The organism is Pseudomonas sp. Irchel 3H9, from assembly GCF_900187495.1.
In the GTDB taxonomy this organism is placed as follows: domain Bacteria; phylum Pseudomonadota; class Gammaproteobacteria; order Pseudomonadales; family Pseudomonadaceae; genus Aquipseudomonas; species Aquipseudomonas sivasensis.
Genome location: NZ_FYDK01000002.1, coordinates 1 through 14,463 on the forward strand (window position 1 = coordinate 1; position 14,463 = coordinate 14,463).

Below are 14,463 nucleotides of genomic sequence, written 5' to 3' on the forward strand. Positions count from 1 at the left end.
GCTGCGATCAGGTGCATAGAGACGTCCATGTGGGGAGTAATGGCTGGATGATAGCAGTGAAGTCCTGATGACGATTACGATCTCCAGTCCTTAGCGTCGCGAGTGCACACATTGTGTTGTGGCAAGCCTGCTCACCACAATAAACCTGCTCACGTCCATGTGGGGAGTAATGGCTGGATGATCGCAGTGAAGTCCTGAGGGCGATTACGATCTGCAGTACTCAGCGTCGCGAGTGCACACATTGTGTTGTGGCAAGCGGGCTGTTTGTAGTGAGCAGGCTTGCCCTGCGCTGGGCTGCGCAGCAGCCCCAAAACCCATCACTGCGGAGTGTCTGGAAAACGGCATTCCTCAGTACTGGGGCCGCTTCGCAGCCCAGCGCAGGGCAAGCCTGCTCACCACAGTAAACCTGCTCACGTTCATGTGGGGAGTAATGGCTGGATGATCGCAGTGAAGTCCTGAGGGCGATTACGATCTGCAGTGCTCAGCGTCGCGAGTGCACACCTTGTGTTGTGGCAAGCGGGCTGTTTGTGGTGAGCAGGCTTGCCCTGCGCTGGGTTGCGCAGCAGCCCCAAAACCCATCACCGCGGAGTGTCTGGCAAACGGCATGCCTCAGTACTGGGGCCGCTTCGCAGCCCAGCGCAGGGCAAGCCTGCTCACCACAATAAACCTGCTCACGTCCATGTGGGGAGTAATGGCTGGATGATCGCAGTGAAGTCCTGAGGGCGATTACGATCTGCAGTGCTTAGCGTCGCGAGTGCACACATTGTGTTGTGGCGAGCAGGCTCTGTGTAGTGAGCAGGCTTGCCCTGCGCTGGGCTGCGCAGCAGCCCCAAAACCCATCACCGCGGAGTGTCTGGCAAACGGCATTCCTCAGTACTGGGGCCGCTTCGCAGCCCGGCGCAGGGCAAGCCTGCTCACCACAAAGAGCCTGCTCATCACCACAAGCCCACTCACCATCGCGGCCACTTCTTCTTGTGTGATTGCCAGCTGTGCGCAACTGGATGGCATTGGGTGGTATTTTCATTTGCCGGGTTTTCTTTTGGAGTCATTTTCAGCGCAGCTGCTGTACGCGCTGGGTGGGGCGACCATCAGAAAATGCGTGTCGAAAACCCGGACTTTACTCTGCTTAACCGAACGAGCGGTGTTTGTCTCATTGGCTTTGCTGCCTGGCAGATGTATCGCTTATTGAGACATGAAACTGTTTGAGTCAGCCTTACGCTCCAACTAACAACAAGGACCCGTTATGCAACGCAATGTCATCAATCCCGCAAGCGTATTCAACTCTCTGCAATATGGCTTCAGCCAGGCAATTGAGGTTCCCGTTGGCCGGCGCATTCTGCTTTCAGGCCAAGTCGGGGTGGATGCCCAGGAGCGTACGGTCGGCCCAGGCATGGCCGAGCAAGTTGCTACCTCGCTGGACAATATCGAAAAGATCTTGGCCGAGGTCGGTGGTGACCTGTCCCATGTGGTGATGCTGCGGCTATATATCGTCGAGTCCGCACGTGATCAGCAGGAGCCGATAGCTGAGGCCTTGCGTGAGCGCTTTCCCCATAACCCGCCGCCTTCTTCGTGGATTATCGTCAGCGGCTTGTCGTTGCCGCAATGGTTGATCGAGGTCGAGGCGGAGGCGGTGATTACGCTGAAGTAGGGCTTCTCGATCATCGTTGTGAGCGGGCTTTCGTAGTGAGCAGGCTTGCCCTGCGCTGGGCTGCGCAGCAGCCCCAAAACCCATCACCGCGGAGTGTCTGGCAATCGGCATTCCTCAGTATTGGGGCCGCTTCGCAGCCCAGCGCAGGGCAAGCCTGCTCACCACAATAAGTCTGCTCACCGCAGTAGGCCTGCTCACCACAATAAGTCTGCTCACCGCAGTAGGCCTGCCCACCACAATAAGTCTGCTCACCGCAGTAGGCCTGCCCACCACAATAAGTCTGCTCACCACAGTAGGCCTTCTCACCACAATAAAGTCTGCTCACCACAGCAAGCCTGCTCACCACTGTAGGCCCGCTCGACAGCACTCACTCGACAGTTCCGCTAGCGCTGGCTCGTCAGCACCGCCCCATCTCCCCATGCACCGCCCAGCGCGGTATACAGGTTCACCTCCGCCACCAGCTGCGCCAGCCGGTCCACGATCAATGCCTGTTGCGCGCTGAACAGCGAGCGCTGGGCATCGAGGAAGGTCAGGTTGCTGTCCACGCCGCTGCGATAGCGGTGTTGGGCCAAGTCGTAATACGCCTGGTTGGCGGCGACGAAGTCCCGTTGCGCGTTGAGTTGGTCGGTAAAGGTCTGCCGGGCCGCCAGGCCGTCGGCGACTTCCTGGAAGGCGGTCTGGATGGACTTTTCATACTGCGCCACGCCGATGTCTTTTTGCAGCTTGGTGTAGTCGAGGCTGGCGCGCAGGCTGCCGGCGTTGAAGATCGGCAGGTTGATTTGCGGCTGGAAGGTCCAACTGCCGGAGCCGCCCTTGAACAGCCCCGACAGTTCGGTGCTGGTGCTGCCGGCGTTGGCCGTAAGGCTTACCGACGGGAAGAATGCCGCACGGGCGGCGCCGATATTGGCGTTGGCCGCGCGCAACTGGTATTCGGCCTGAAGGATATCCGGGCGGCGTTGCAGCAGGTCCGACGGCAGCCCGGCGGGCACACGGGCTATCAGGTCATCCGCCAGAGGACGGGACGGCAGGGTTTGGTCCACCGGGCCGCCCACCAGCAGGGCCAGGTTGTTGAGGTCTTGCGCAACCTGGCGCTCATACCGTGCCACGCTGGCGCGGGTGCTTTCGACGCTGGTGCGCGCCTGCACCACGTCCAGGGCCGAGGCTTTGCCCGCCGATTTGCTGCGGCTGGTCAGGTGCAGGCTGTGGTCGTTGGCCGCCAGGGTTTGCTGGGCCAGGGCCAGCAGTTCCTGGTCGGCGCGCCAGGTGAGGTAGGCATTGGCAACGTTGGCCACCAGGCTCAATTGCGCACTGCGCCGTGCCTCTTCGGTGCCCAGGTAAGTGAGCATCGCCTGTTCGCTGAGGCTGCGCACGCGGCCGAAAAAATCCAGCTCATAAGCGCTGATGCCGAGGGTGGCGGAATAGGTGGACGTAATCGCCGGTTTACCGGTGCCGTTCACAGCCCCAGGCACACGCTGACGGGTGCCGGCACCTGTGGCGGACACCGCCGGGAACAGATCGGCCCGTTGGATGCGGTACTGCGCCTGGAATGCCTCGACGTTCAGCGCCGCCACCCGCAGGTCACGGTTATTGACCAGCGCATCGCGGATCAGCTGTTGCAGTGCGGGGTCATGGAACAACTGCTGCCAGTCCGAGGAGGGCGTCAGCGTGCCGGCCTGTGCCAGCGCATACACACCGCTCTGGGGGTACTGGCCAGGCGTCGGTGCTTCGGGCCGCTGGTACTCGGGGATCAGCGAGCAGCCACCCAGCACGAAGACCATGCCGGTGAGGGTGAGTTTTTTCATCAAGCGCCTACCATCCATTTGGCCAAACCATGCCGGCCACTCACACCCAGCTTGGCGGCGGCGCGTTTGAGGTAGGTCTCGATTGAGCTGTTTTTAACACTGAGTTTTTCCGCCAACTGCGGCACGGTGCCGCCGGTCAACAGCCCGAGGCACACCTCCTGCTCGCGGGCCGACAGGGTGATGTCTCCGAGAGAAAGGCGCTTATAGAACTCACGCTGCAATTGCGATTGCTCAAGCAGTGTATGGCCCGGCTCGGACTGGTCGTGCGGCGCCTGGCGCAGGATCTGGGCGTGGCGTTCGATCAGCGGCAGCAGCGTGTCCGACAGGCACTTGAGAAACGACAACTCGGCCAGGGAAAACCCGCGCTGGGTCGGCGGCCGGTAGAACGAAATCACGCAGCGCCGGCTACCCTGGCGCGACACGAGGTTGCACTGGTGCGAGGTGCCGCGCGGGTGTGCGCTGTTGGGTCTGGCGTTCATCTGGATCAGCAGTGGGTCCTGCATGCTGAGCATTTGCAGTAGCAGCGGGTGGTCATCCAACTGGCACACCGCCAGGGGCGGCGGCAAGTCCTGCTTCTGGCCGGCGCTGCCGAGCAGCTTGATATCGAGCACGCGATCGCGCAGCTCGTCGAGGGTCCACTCACTGAGGTCCACCAAGTGGATCGGCACCCATTTGCTGACCAGATGCAGCATATGGTCGGCAAACGCCTCATGGCCGCTGTGTGCAATCAATTCACCCATTTCAGCGAAGAAATTCGGGCTCTGTGTGTTACCCATGCTGCGCTTCAAACTCATAGCCATCTCATCCTTGATGTCGAAAACCGTCAACGAACTCCCTGGGCCTCTGGGGGGCGATCCGTTCCTCATGAACGAGAGTCGGCACTCGAGATTTTATTTAGCCAGGGGATTCTTCCTACGTATGTAGCGGAAACGAGGGACACAAACTGCCATAAAAACCACGTCATTAATTCGACGTTTCTGAGAGCTGTTTCCGACTAAGTGAACGGCTGAATCTTTTTGAATTTAACTTAAGATACTGATTTACATAGAAAATATATTTATCGAGATGAGGTTGTAAAAAATCAGTAGCGACCGCGTATAGCCAATTTCCTACAGCTCTTTAATCGTTTCAGCTGTGAACCTTCAGTCAACCGGGATCCATCCATTTGAATGTCCGGGTTTAGGGTGACAGACAGCCCCAACCCCCCATGCTCAAATCCGGCAATTTCGCCGTAATGGGGCTCCCTGCGCGGCCAGTGCCTGACACCCATGAGAAGGATCTTATGCAGCAATTTTCCAGCCTGCCGGCCAGTTTTCCCCTCACCGCGGCCCAACAGGACATCTGGCTCGACCAACTGCGGATGGGCGATTCGCCGCTGTACAACATCGGCGGTTATGTCGACTTCGAAGGTGCAGTGGTGCCTGAATTGATTCAACGAGCTGTCGAGCAGTTGGTGGCCCGGCACGATGCGCTGCGCACTCAACTGCACAGCGACGACCACGGCTTGCCTCGACAAACCTTCGCCCTCGCGTTGTTGACGGAAGTGGCCCAGTACGATTTATCCGCATTGCCCGACCCACAGGCCGCCAGCCAGGCCTTGATGCAGGCGCACATGGCGCGGCCTTATCAGAGGGAGGGCGCGCCGCTGTTCCACTTCTTCCTGGTCAAACTCGCCGACAACCACTACCGCCTCGGCACCCAGGCCCATCACGTGATCCTTGATGGCTGGGGTTTTGGCCAGATGCTGCAATCCCTGGCGCAGCTCTACACCGCCCTTGAACAAGGTCGTTCATCGGAGCCGGCGGCACCGTCCTATATCGACTTTATCGACGCCGACCAGCGCTACCGCAGCTCGTCCCGCTTCGTCCGCGACCGCGCCTACTGGCTGGACAAATACCAGGTGCTGCCGGAACCGTTGCTCACGCCCAAGCAGCTCGCCAACGCGACCAGCAACACCCTGGCGCAACCCTTTTCGGTTGCTTTGCTTGACCGCATGGAACAGGTGGCCAGCCGTTATCAGGCCTCGGCGTTTCATGTGCTGTTGGCGGCGATGTATGTGTATTTCACCCGCGCCGCCCAGCGTCCGGATTGGGTGGTCGGGCTGCCGATTCTCAACCGCTCCAACGCGCGTTTTCGCGCCACCGTAGGGCTGTTTGCCCAAGTCAGTGCGGTGCGTTTTCAGTTCGATGAACAACTGCCGTTCGGCGCCTTGGTACGCGGCGTGCGCGACCAGCTCAAGCAGGATTTGCGTCACCAACGGTTTCCGTTGAGCGAGATGAATCGCGAACTGGGCCTGCGCCGTGCGGATCGCGCCCAACTGTTCGACCTGTCGGTGTCCTTCGAGCAGGACGACCATGAGCTGCGCTACGGCGCCACCCAGGCCCGCGCAATCAAGGTGTCCAACCACCATGAACCGCTGCCGATTGCCATCCACTTGCGCAGCAACCGCTGCCAGGGCACCGCGACGCTGCATTGCGTGTACAACGAGGCGTACTTCCAGCACGACGAGGTGCTCGCCTTGGCCCAGCGCTTTACCGGGTTGCTGGAGCAAGGGCTGGATAACACCGAGTTGCCTGTCGGTGCGTTCTCCATGGTCACAGCCGCCGAACAGGCCCGACTGCACGAGTGGAACGCCACCGCACAGCCGATTGCGCAGCCGCACACCCTGCACGCACGCATCGAAGCCCAGGCCGTGCGCACGCCGGACGCAGTGGCTGCGATCTACCAGGGCCGTCAGTTGACCTATGCCCAACTCAATCAAAAAGCCAATGGATTGGCCCATCAACTGATTGAGCTGGGCGTGCAGCCCGATGATCGCGTGGCGGTTCTGGCCCGGCGCAGTTTGGACACGCTGGTGGGCCTGCTGGGGATCCTCAAAGCCGGCGCCTGCTACGTGCCGGTCGACCCGGCCCATCCCGCTGAGCGCTTGAGCTATCTGCTGCAAGACAGCGCGCCGGTGGCGGTGCTCACCCAGCACGATTTGCGGCATCGCCTGTCTGCCCTGGCGCTGCCGGTGGTTGAGTTGGACCGACCGACGCTGCAGGTGGGTGCCAACCCGCATGTTGCGGTCAAACCGTCGAACCTCGCCTACGTGATCTACACCTCCGGCTCCACCGGCTTGCCCAAGGGCGTGATGGTCGAACACCACAGCGTCTGCAACTTGGTGGACTGGCACTGCCAGGCCTTTAATCTGCAGGCGGGCAGCCACACCGCCAGCGTCGCCGGCTTCGGTTTTGACGCGATGGCGTGGGAAGTCTGGCCGGCGTTGTGCGTGGGGGCCACGTTGCACCTGCCACCGGCCCATGACGGTGCGGAAGACATCGACGCGCTGCTCGGTTGGTGGCGCGCGCAGCCGTTGGACGTGTGCTTCCTGCCGACCCCCGTGGCCGAATACGCCTTCAGCCAGCGTTTGGAGCATCCGACCCTGCGCACCTTGCTGATCGGCGGCGATCGCCTACGCAGCTTCACACGCGCACAAACCTTTGACGTGATCAACAACTACGGCCCCACCGAGGCCACCGTGGTTGCCACCTCCGGTCGCGTCGATGCGGGCCAGCTGTTGCACATCGGTGCGCCCGTCGCCAACGCGACCGTTTACCTGTTGGATGACCAGCAGCGCCCGGTGCCCATTGGCGTGGCGGGGGAGTTGTACGTTGGCGGTAAAGGCGTGGCGCGCGGTTACCTGAACCGCCCGGAACTGAGTGCCGAACGCTTTCTCGACAACCCCTTTGCGCCGGGCCGGATGTACCGCACCGGCGATCTTGCGCGCTGGCTGGCCGACGGTCAGCTTGAATACCTGGGCCGCAATGACGACCAGGTGAAAATCCGTGGCATGCGCATCGAGCTGGGGGAGATCGAATCGGCCCTGGCCACCCACGCGGACGTCCAGGAAGCCGTGGTGCAGTCTCGCGACGGGCAATTGCTCGCCTGGTTTATCCCATGCCAGGCCGTCGACATCGAAACCCTGCGCACCCATCTGCAAAACTCATTACCGGACTACATGCTGCCAGCGGCCTACATTCCCCTGGACGCGTGGCCCCTGACCGCCAACGGCAAACTCGACCGCAAGGCACTGCCGGCGCCGACCCAGGCGGCATTCGTCACTCGACGGTTCGAAGCGCCGCGCGCCGGTGTTGAGACCGTCCTGGCGCAGCTTTGGGCCGAGCTGTTGCAGGTGCAGCACGTGGGCCGTCACGACCATTTCTTCGAACTGGGCGGGCACTCGTTGCTCGCGGTGCAATTGGTGCAACGCATGCGCCAGGCCGGTTTGCGCGCCGATGTGCAAGTGCTGTTCGGCCAGCCGACGCTGGCGGCGTTGGCGGCGGTGAGTGAAGGCAGCGAAGTGCAAGTGCCGGCCAATCGCATCCCTGCTGACTGCCGCCACATTACCTCGGATTTACTGGCGCTGGCCGAGCTGGATCAAACCAGCCTGGACGGCATCGTCGCGGCTATTCCCGGGGGCGCGGCCAACGTGCAGGAAATCTACCCCCTGGCGCCGCTGCAGGAAGGTTTGCTCTACCACCACCTCACCGATGAGCACGACCCGTACCAGCAACAGGCACTGTTCAGCTTTGAACGGCGCGAGCAACTGGACGCCTTTGCCCAAGCCTTGCAACAGGTGATCGACCGCCACGATATTTTGCGCACCAGCCTGGCCTGGGAAGCCTTGGAGCAGCCGATGCAGGTGGTGTGGCGCGCGGCGCGCTTGCGTGTTGAACCGTGGCGTGAGGGTGATAGGCCTTTGGACTTGCGCCAGGCACCGTTGATGGCGCTGGACTATGCCGAAGCGCCCGCGGGTTGGGTCGCCCGATTGCGCTTTCATCACTTGGTGAACGACGCCACGTCTACCACGATTCTGATGCAGGAACTTCGCGCCCATCTGCTCGGCCAACAAGCGCAATTGCCGACGCCGGTGCCATATCGCACGGTGGTGGCGCAGTCTCGTTCACCGGCGCGCCAGGCCGCCCATGAGGCGTTCTTTCGTGAACTGCTGGGGGATGTGGACGAGCCTACGTTGGCCTTCGGCCTGCAGGAGCGCCAGGCCAATCGTAGCGACACCGAAGAAGCCCAGCGTGCCCTGAGTGATGACCTCAATCTGCGCTTGCGTGCTCAGGCCCGTAGTTTGGGCGTCAGTGCTGCCAGCCTGTTCCACCTGGCCTGGGCCCAGGTGCTCAGCCGCGTAGCGGGCCGTGATGATGGCGTGTTCGGCACCGTGTTGCTCGGCCGTTTGCAGGCAGGCGAGGGCGCCGACCGGGCCTTGGGCATGTTCATCAATACCCTACCATTGCGTCTGCATCTGGCCGGGCAAAACGTGGCGGACGCATTGCGCGACACCCATCGCCAACTCAGCGCCTTGCTCGCCCATGAGCAAGCTTCGCTGGCCTTGGCCCAGCGTTGCAGCAGCGCGACGCCGCTGTTCAACAGCCTGCTCAATTACCGTCATACCGATGCCGAGCGCGACCTCGTCCTGGTGCCGGGCATCGCTTTGGTCAGCGCCGAAGACATCCTCAGCTACCCGCTGATGCTCAGCGTGGACGATACCGCCAGCGGTTTTCATCTCAAGGCCAAGGCACCGCGCAAGGTCGGCGCCGAGCGAATCCTGGACTATATGGAAACGACGCTGATCAACCTGGCGGATGCATTGGAAAATACACCGCAAGCACCGATGCGGGACGTGCAGGTGCTGCCCGCCCGTGAATTGCAGACACTGCTGTTGGACTTCAACGCCACCGCAACCGACTACCCCGAAACCCTTACCGTCCAGGCGCTGTTCGAGGCCCACGCTCGCCACATTCCGCACGCGGTGGCGGTGCAGGCCGGCGAGCAGAAACTGACGTATCGCGAACTCAACGAGCGCGCCAACCGGCTGGCTTTTTACCTGCGTGAGCGTGGCGTGCAGCCGGATTCCCGCGTGGCGCTGTGCGTCGAGCGCGGCCTGGACCTGGTGGTGGGGTTGCTCGCCATCCTCAAGGCCGGTGGCGCCTATGTGCCGCTGGACCCCGGTTACCCCCGCGAACGCCTGGCCTATATGCTCCAGGACAGCCAGCCGGTGGCGCTGCTGGTGCACGCGGCCACCCGCGACTTGCCGGGTGAAGTCGCCATCCCGGTGATCGACTTTGACCACTGTGCCTGGAGCCACGCGCCGGAGGGCAACCCTTCGGTGCCGGGGCTGAGCGTCGCCAACCTGGCCTACGTGATGTACACCTCCGGCTCCACCGGCACGCCCAAAGGCGTGATGATCGAACATCGCGGCCTGGGCAACCTGATGCACTGGGGCTCGCAACTGTGTCCTAACGCCGAGGGCGGAGCGCTGTTGCAGCGGGCGCCGTTCAGCTTCGACGGATCGGTCTGGGAGCTGTTCTGGCCGCTGGCCAATGGCATGCGATTGGTCCTGGCGCGGCCCGATGGTCATCGTGAGCCGGCCTACCTGGCACACGTGATTCGCGAGCAGCAGATCACCGTGATCAAATTCGTACCGGCGATGTTGCAGCAGTTCCTTGAGTTGGAAGAATCCGCCCTGTGCACCAGCCTCACCGATGTGCTGTGTGGCGGCGGCGAGCTCACCGAACCCCTGGCCCGTGGCGTGCAGGCGCGCTTGCCCAAGGTGCGCCTGCACAACGTCTATGGCCCCACCGAAGCCACCGTAGACAGCAGCGCCTGGACCCTGGAGCCCGGCGCGCCGGTGCCCGCGCTGCAATTGCCCATCGGCCGGGCGATCAACAACACGCGCCTGTACGTGCTGGACGAACACGACGCGCCGGTGCCCATGGGCGTCAGCGGCCAGTTGCATATCGGCGGTGTCGGCGTGGCCCGTGGGTATCTGGGGTTGGAGCAGATGACGGCCGAGCGCTTTATCGACAGCCCGTTTGTACAAGGGGATCGGCTGTACCGCACCGGCGACCTGGTGCGCTACCTGCCGGACGGCAATCTGGAATTCCTCGGGCGTAACGACTTCCAGGTCAAGCTGCGCGGCGTCCGTTTGGAACTGGGGGAAATCGAATCGTGCCTGCTGGCACATCCGGCGCTGCGTGAGGTGGCGGTGTTGATTCGTGATGAGCGTCTGCTTGCCTACTTCACCGTGCGCGGCCCGGCGCCGAGCCTGGAAGACTTACGCACCCATGTGCTGGCGCAGTTGCCGGAATACATGGTGCCGTCGGCCTTCGTACAGCTTGATGAACTGCCGCTCAACCCCGCCGGCAAACTCGACCGCAAGGCCCTGCCAGAACCAGGGCTGGAGGCGGTGCTCAGCCGCGCCTATGAAGCGCCCCAGGGCGAAGTGGAAACCTTGATGGCCGGGATCTGGGCGCAGGTGCTCAAGCTGGAGCGGGTAGGGCGCCACGACCACTTCTTCGAACTGGGCGGGCATTCGTTATTGGCCGTGAACCTGGTGGCGCGCCTGCGCAAAGCGGGGTTGGAGGTGGATGCGCGGACGTTGTTCAGCCAGCCGACGCTGGCGCAGTTGGCTGCGTGCACGGTGGCGCAGGTGGTGAAGGTGGAGGTGCCGCAGACGGCGATTCCGCAGCTTGGTCGTCGGCGTCGGATCTAATATGAAAGCAGTCAATGTGGAGCAGGCAACTGCGGATACAGGATCAGTTCCAGGTACCCCTTGGAATAACGCTTGCCTCCAAGCGGCAGTTGCCCGGCCTCGCGCATTTCACTGGTGCTGTTGACGCGCATCAGCACGCCCACCGAGCCGTGTTGGCGCGCGTCGTTCAGCCAGGCCTGTACCTGATCCAACTCGATTTTTCGCGTGCCTGAATCTGCGAACTGCAAGCCGTAGCGCAACTCGCCCTCGGTGTCATACAGCGCCACATCGGCGCGTTGCAAGCGCCAGGCCAAGGCGCTGGCACTGCCCAGTTCGTTGCTCAACAGGGCATGGGTATGTTGCAACTCGTCCAGGTGTTCCAGCACGAACTGGTCGGGCATTTCGTTATCGGCGATCTGCGCCGGCATGCTCGCAGGCAGGAGGATCACCAGCACGCCGATGCCCAAGGCCGGCATGGCCCACAGCGTGAGCGGACGAAAGGCTTGCAGCAGGTTAGTGAGGATCCACACCAGCAACACGATAAAGGCCAGGGACAGGCTGAACATTTCGGCATGGCTGTTGCTGTACAAGGGCTTGGCGATTTGCAGGTAGATCAGGCCAATCATGGCCGCCATGCCGATCACGAAGTTGAGCAGGCCATTGCGGCTGATCTGGCGGGCGCGGCCGTTGCGCAGCAGGTCGCTCAAGGTGTGGCCCATCAGCAACGCCAGGGGCAACAGGCACGGCATGATGTAGGTCGGCAGCTTGCCGTTGCTCAAGCTGAAAAAGCCCAGGGGCAACAGCAGCCATAGGGTCAGGAAACCGATGGCTGGCTCGCGTTTTTGCTGCCAGGCCTGGCGCAGGGTGCTGGGGAGTAGGCCGGCCCAGGGCAGGCAGGACACGGCGATGATTGGCAGGAAGAACCACCAGGGCCGTACGTGTTGCGCGTCGTCGGCGCTGAATCGGCGGATGTGTTCATTCCAGAAAAAGAAGCGCCAGAAATCCGGTTCCTGGTTGTGGATCGCCAGGACCCAGGGCAAGCACACCAGCACTGCGACGCCAATCGCCAGCGGGCCATACCGCAGCAGCTGACCCAGGCGCCGCTGCCAGAGCACGTACGGCACGGCAATCAAGACCGGCAGCGCCCACGCCAGGAAGCCCTTGGTCATAAAACCCATGGCACAGGCAAACCCCAATAGCGTCCAGGCTCCCAGTCGGCCGCGCGACGTGCGGCTGCCGAGGGCGAACCATAGCGCCACCAGGCTTAGGTTGACCCACAACGTAAACTGCGGATCGAGGTTGGAATACCCCGCTTGCCCCGCCACGAGGCCAAAACTCAGGTACAGCAGCGCGCAGGCGAAGCTTTTGCGCGGATCGCTCCACAGGCGACGCGCGATGAGGTAGGCGAGCAGCACGCTCAAGCCGCTGGTGAGGGCCGAGGCGATGCGTACACCGAACAGGTTCTGGCCAAACACCGCTTGGCCCAGGGCAATCAGCCAATAACCGGCGGCGGGTTTTTCGAAATAGCGGATGCCCATGAAGTGCGGCGCCACCCAATTACCGGTCTGCAGCATTTCCTGGCTGATCTGGGCGTAGCGGGTTTCATCCGGGATCCACAGGCCGTGCAGGCCCAAGGGCAATAAATAGAACGCGGCGAAGGCGAGTAACAATAGGTACAGCGGATTTAAACGCGTCATGAAAACGTCGCTCCTTGACGTTTAAGGCCAGGGTTTTTAAGTAATAAGCTCATCGTGCAAACAGTCACTGCGGTCACTAAGTAACAGGAGAGAGTCAGGGGGTGCTTAATTAAAAGGCGCAACTAAACATGCCAGAACAGGGCTGTCTTGTTGCTGAACACAGGCAATGAGTTAGAGGTGTTTGAGCGCAGCCGGCCAGTCCGGATTGTTCATGATGCCCAGTGTCTTGAATTTACCGTTGGGCAACACTTGCACGAACAGGGCGCTGCCGTACTCGGGGAATGCCGCATGGGGGAAGCCCTGGGTTTTTTCGAAGTCGGCGATGCAGCCACTGTGCGTCACAAATACCAGGTTGCGTCCCGGCTGTTTGTGGCTGAGCAGTTCTTCACCCATGGCGGCGCCGCAGACGGCCTGCTGGCCGGAGGTCAGCTCGTTTTTACCGAACATAAAGCGCAAGGTCTGGGCGGTACGGATGGCCGGGCTGGCGAGTACGTCGCTGCCTTCCATGCCCAATGATTTAAAGGCGTTGCCGAGGTTTTCGGCGTGTTCGCTGCCGTTGATCGTCAGGCCTTCAACTGGCCCCAGGCACGGATTGGTAGAACGGTCGCAGCGCTCTTCATGACGCACCAGCACGATCACGTCGCCGTCACGCCACAGCGGCATAACCTGTGAGGTCAACAGACTGTTGCCCACGCCAAGGTCCCGTGGCGAGGCCGGCCAGAACAGGCTGCAAGCGAGCAGCACGGTGATCACGGCAATGCCTGGATACAGCCGTTGCAGGCGCTTGAAAAAAGTCCGGGGCGAGCGCGGTTTGGTCAGGGTAATGTCTACCACTTCATTCACCTTGGACATTGTTGGCAATGTTGTATTAGTTAGGCGCAACGTGTTGGCGAATAGCCGCAGTGAAACAGGAGGCTGTCACAGGGCTGCTGTCTTTTCGCTGAACATGGGGCGGTTAAAAGTTATCAGGCGTGGCAACTTAACAAGTGGTCGACGCGTGACGCATAACCGGCAATTTAGAGGTGGGCGAGTGGGCATCCGGTGAAATCCATGTGAAAAATTTGCGTGGCCCCAAGGCGCAGCCGTTATTCTCGATGGCCGCCCATCAATCGAGTGCTCCCATGCTGCAGGTGCAAGGTGTCTTCAAAAGCTATGCCACCCCTCAAGGCCCGTTGGCGGTGTTGGCAGGTGTGGATTTGCACCTGGCCGCACGTAGCAGCCTGGCGTTGATGGGCGAGTCGGGCAGTGGCAAAAGCACCTTGTTGCACTTGGTGGCCGGGCTTGATCGGTTGGATCGCGGCAGTATCCAAGTGGGTGAGCAGCGCCTCGACCAGATGAGCGAGGCGCAACTGGCTCACTGGCGGCGCACTGAAATTGGCCTGGTGTTCCAGCAGTTCAACCTCATTGGCAGTTTGCGCGTCGACGACAACCTGGCGTTCCAGGCCCGGCTGGCGGGGCGCTTTGATCCGCTCTGGCAGGTGCAGTTGGTGGAACGCCTGGGCCTGGGCGACTTGCTCAAGCGCTATCCGGAACAGCTCTCGGGCGGCCAACAACAGCGGGTCGCGGTAGGGCGTGCCTTGGCGTCGCGGCCAGGCTTGCTGTTGGCTGACGAACCCACCGGCAACCTCGACGAAGCCACCAGCGACGAGGTGTTGCAACTGATGCTGGACCTGTTGCGCGACAGCCCCACCAGCTTGTTGATGGTCACCCACAGCCCCCGTATCGCCGCACGGCTGGACCAGCAGGTGGTGTTGCATCACGGCTGCGTCCTGCCTGCGGATGCTCGCTGAA

General features: G+C 61.9%; 7 protein-coding genes. 3 read left to right on the forward strand and 4 right to left on the reverse strand.

Going from position 1 to position 14,463, the window contains the following annotated elements:
- Positions 1-1,243 precede the first annotated feature (1,243 nt).
- Positions 1,244-1,648 carry a RidA family protein gene (locus CKW32_RS06040; RefSeq protein ID WP_032887285.1) on the forward strand — a complete coding sequence of 135 codons (405 nt, stop codon included), beginning with the start codon at positions 1,244-1,246 and terminating at the stop codon, positions 1,646-1,648.
- Between the two features lie 383 nt (positions 1,649-2,031).
- On the opposite strand, the gene adeC is transcribed toward CKW32_RS06040, so the two are convergent.
- Together adeC and CKW32_RS06050 are read right to left on the reverse strand one after the other, a co-directional pair.
- The gene (adeC, locus tag CKW32_RS06045; RefSeq protein ID WP_143499323.1) at positions 2,032-3,450 is read right to left on the reverse strand and encodes an AdeC/AdeK/OprM family multidrug efflux complex outer membrane factor; all 1,419 of its coding nucleotides are present in this window, start codon (positions 3,448-3,450) and stop codon (positions 2,032-2,034) included.
- Positions 3,450-4,244, reverse strand: coding sequence for a helix-turn-helix transcriptional regulator (locus CKW32_RS06050; RefSeq protein ID WP_095184337.1), 795 nt, complete (start codon positions 4,242-4,244; stop codon positions 3,450-3,452). The genes adeC and CKW32_RS06050 overlap by 1 nt, the downstream gene beginning before the upstream one ends.
- Positions 4,245-4,732: 488 nt before the next feature.
- On the opposite strand from CKW32_RS06050, the gene CKW32_RS06055 reads away from it, so the two are divergent.
- A complete protein-coding gene (locus CKW32_RS06055; protein ID WP_095184338.1) occupies positions 4,733-10,996 on the forward strand; it encodes a non-ribosomal peptide synthetase in 6,264 nt (2,087 codons plus the stop codon).
- 11 nt (positions 10,997-11,007) lie between these two features.
- Here CKW32_RS06055 and arnT read toward each other — a convergent pair whose 3' ends face one another.
- A complete protein-coding gene (gene arnT / locus CKW32_RS06060) occupies positions 11,008-12,672 on the reverse strand; it encodes a lipid IV(A) 4-amino-4-deoxy-L-arabinosyltransferase (RefSeq protein WP_095184339.1) in 1,665 nt (554 codons plus the stop codon).
- 171 nt (positions 12,673-12,843) lie between these two features.
- Positions 12,844-13,524: a histidine phosphatase family protein gene (locus CKW32_RS06065; RefSeq protein ID WP_032887292.1), complete on the reverse strand. Its 681-nt coding sequence runs from the start codon at positions 13,522-13,524 to the stop codon at positions 12,844-12,846.
- Between the two features lie 269 nt (positions 13,525-13,793).
- Between CKW32_RS06065 and CKW32_RS06070 the strand changes: the two genes are divergently transcribed.
- Complete coding sequence (locus CKW32_RS06070) at positions 13,794-14,462, forward strand: ABC transporter ATP-binding protein (protein ID WP_095184340.1); 669 nt, start codon at positions 13,794-13,796, stop codon at positions 14,460-14,462.
- Position 14,463 lies beyond the last annotated feature (1 nt).

Bases quoted from the DNA above. Each gene is read 5' to 3' on its own strand.
- CKW32_RS06040 (WP_032887285.1), top strand. From the start codon at position 1,244: ATGCAACGCAATGTCATCAATCCCGCAAGCGTATTCAACTCTCTGCAA.
- adeC (WP_143499323.1), bottom strand. From the start codon at position 3,450: ATGAAAAAACTCACCCTCACCGGCATGGTCTTCGTGCTGGGTGGCTGC.
- CKW32_RS06050 (WP_095184337.1), bottom strand. From the start codon at position 4,244: ATGAGTTTGAAGCGCAGCATGGGTAACACACAGAGCCCGAATTTCTTC.
- CKW32_RS06055 (WP_095184338.1), top strand. From the start codon at position 4,733: ATGCAGCAATTTTCCAGCCTGCCGGCCAGTTTTCCCCTCACCGCGGCC.
- arnT (WP_095184339.1), bottom strand. From the start codon at position 12,672: ATGACGCGTTTAAATCCGCTGTACCTATTGTTACTCGCCTTCGCCGCG.
- CKW32_RS06065 (WP_032887292.1), bottom strand. From the start codon at position 13,524: ATGTCCAAGGTGAATGAAGTGGTAGACATTACCCTGACCAAACCGCGC.
- CKW32_RS06070 (WP_095184340.1), top strand. From the start codon at position 13,794: ATGCTGCAGGTGCAAGGTGTCTTCAAAAGCTATGCCACCCCTCAAGGC.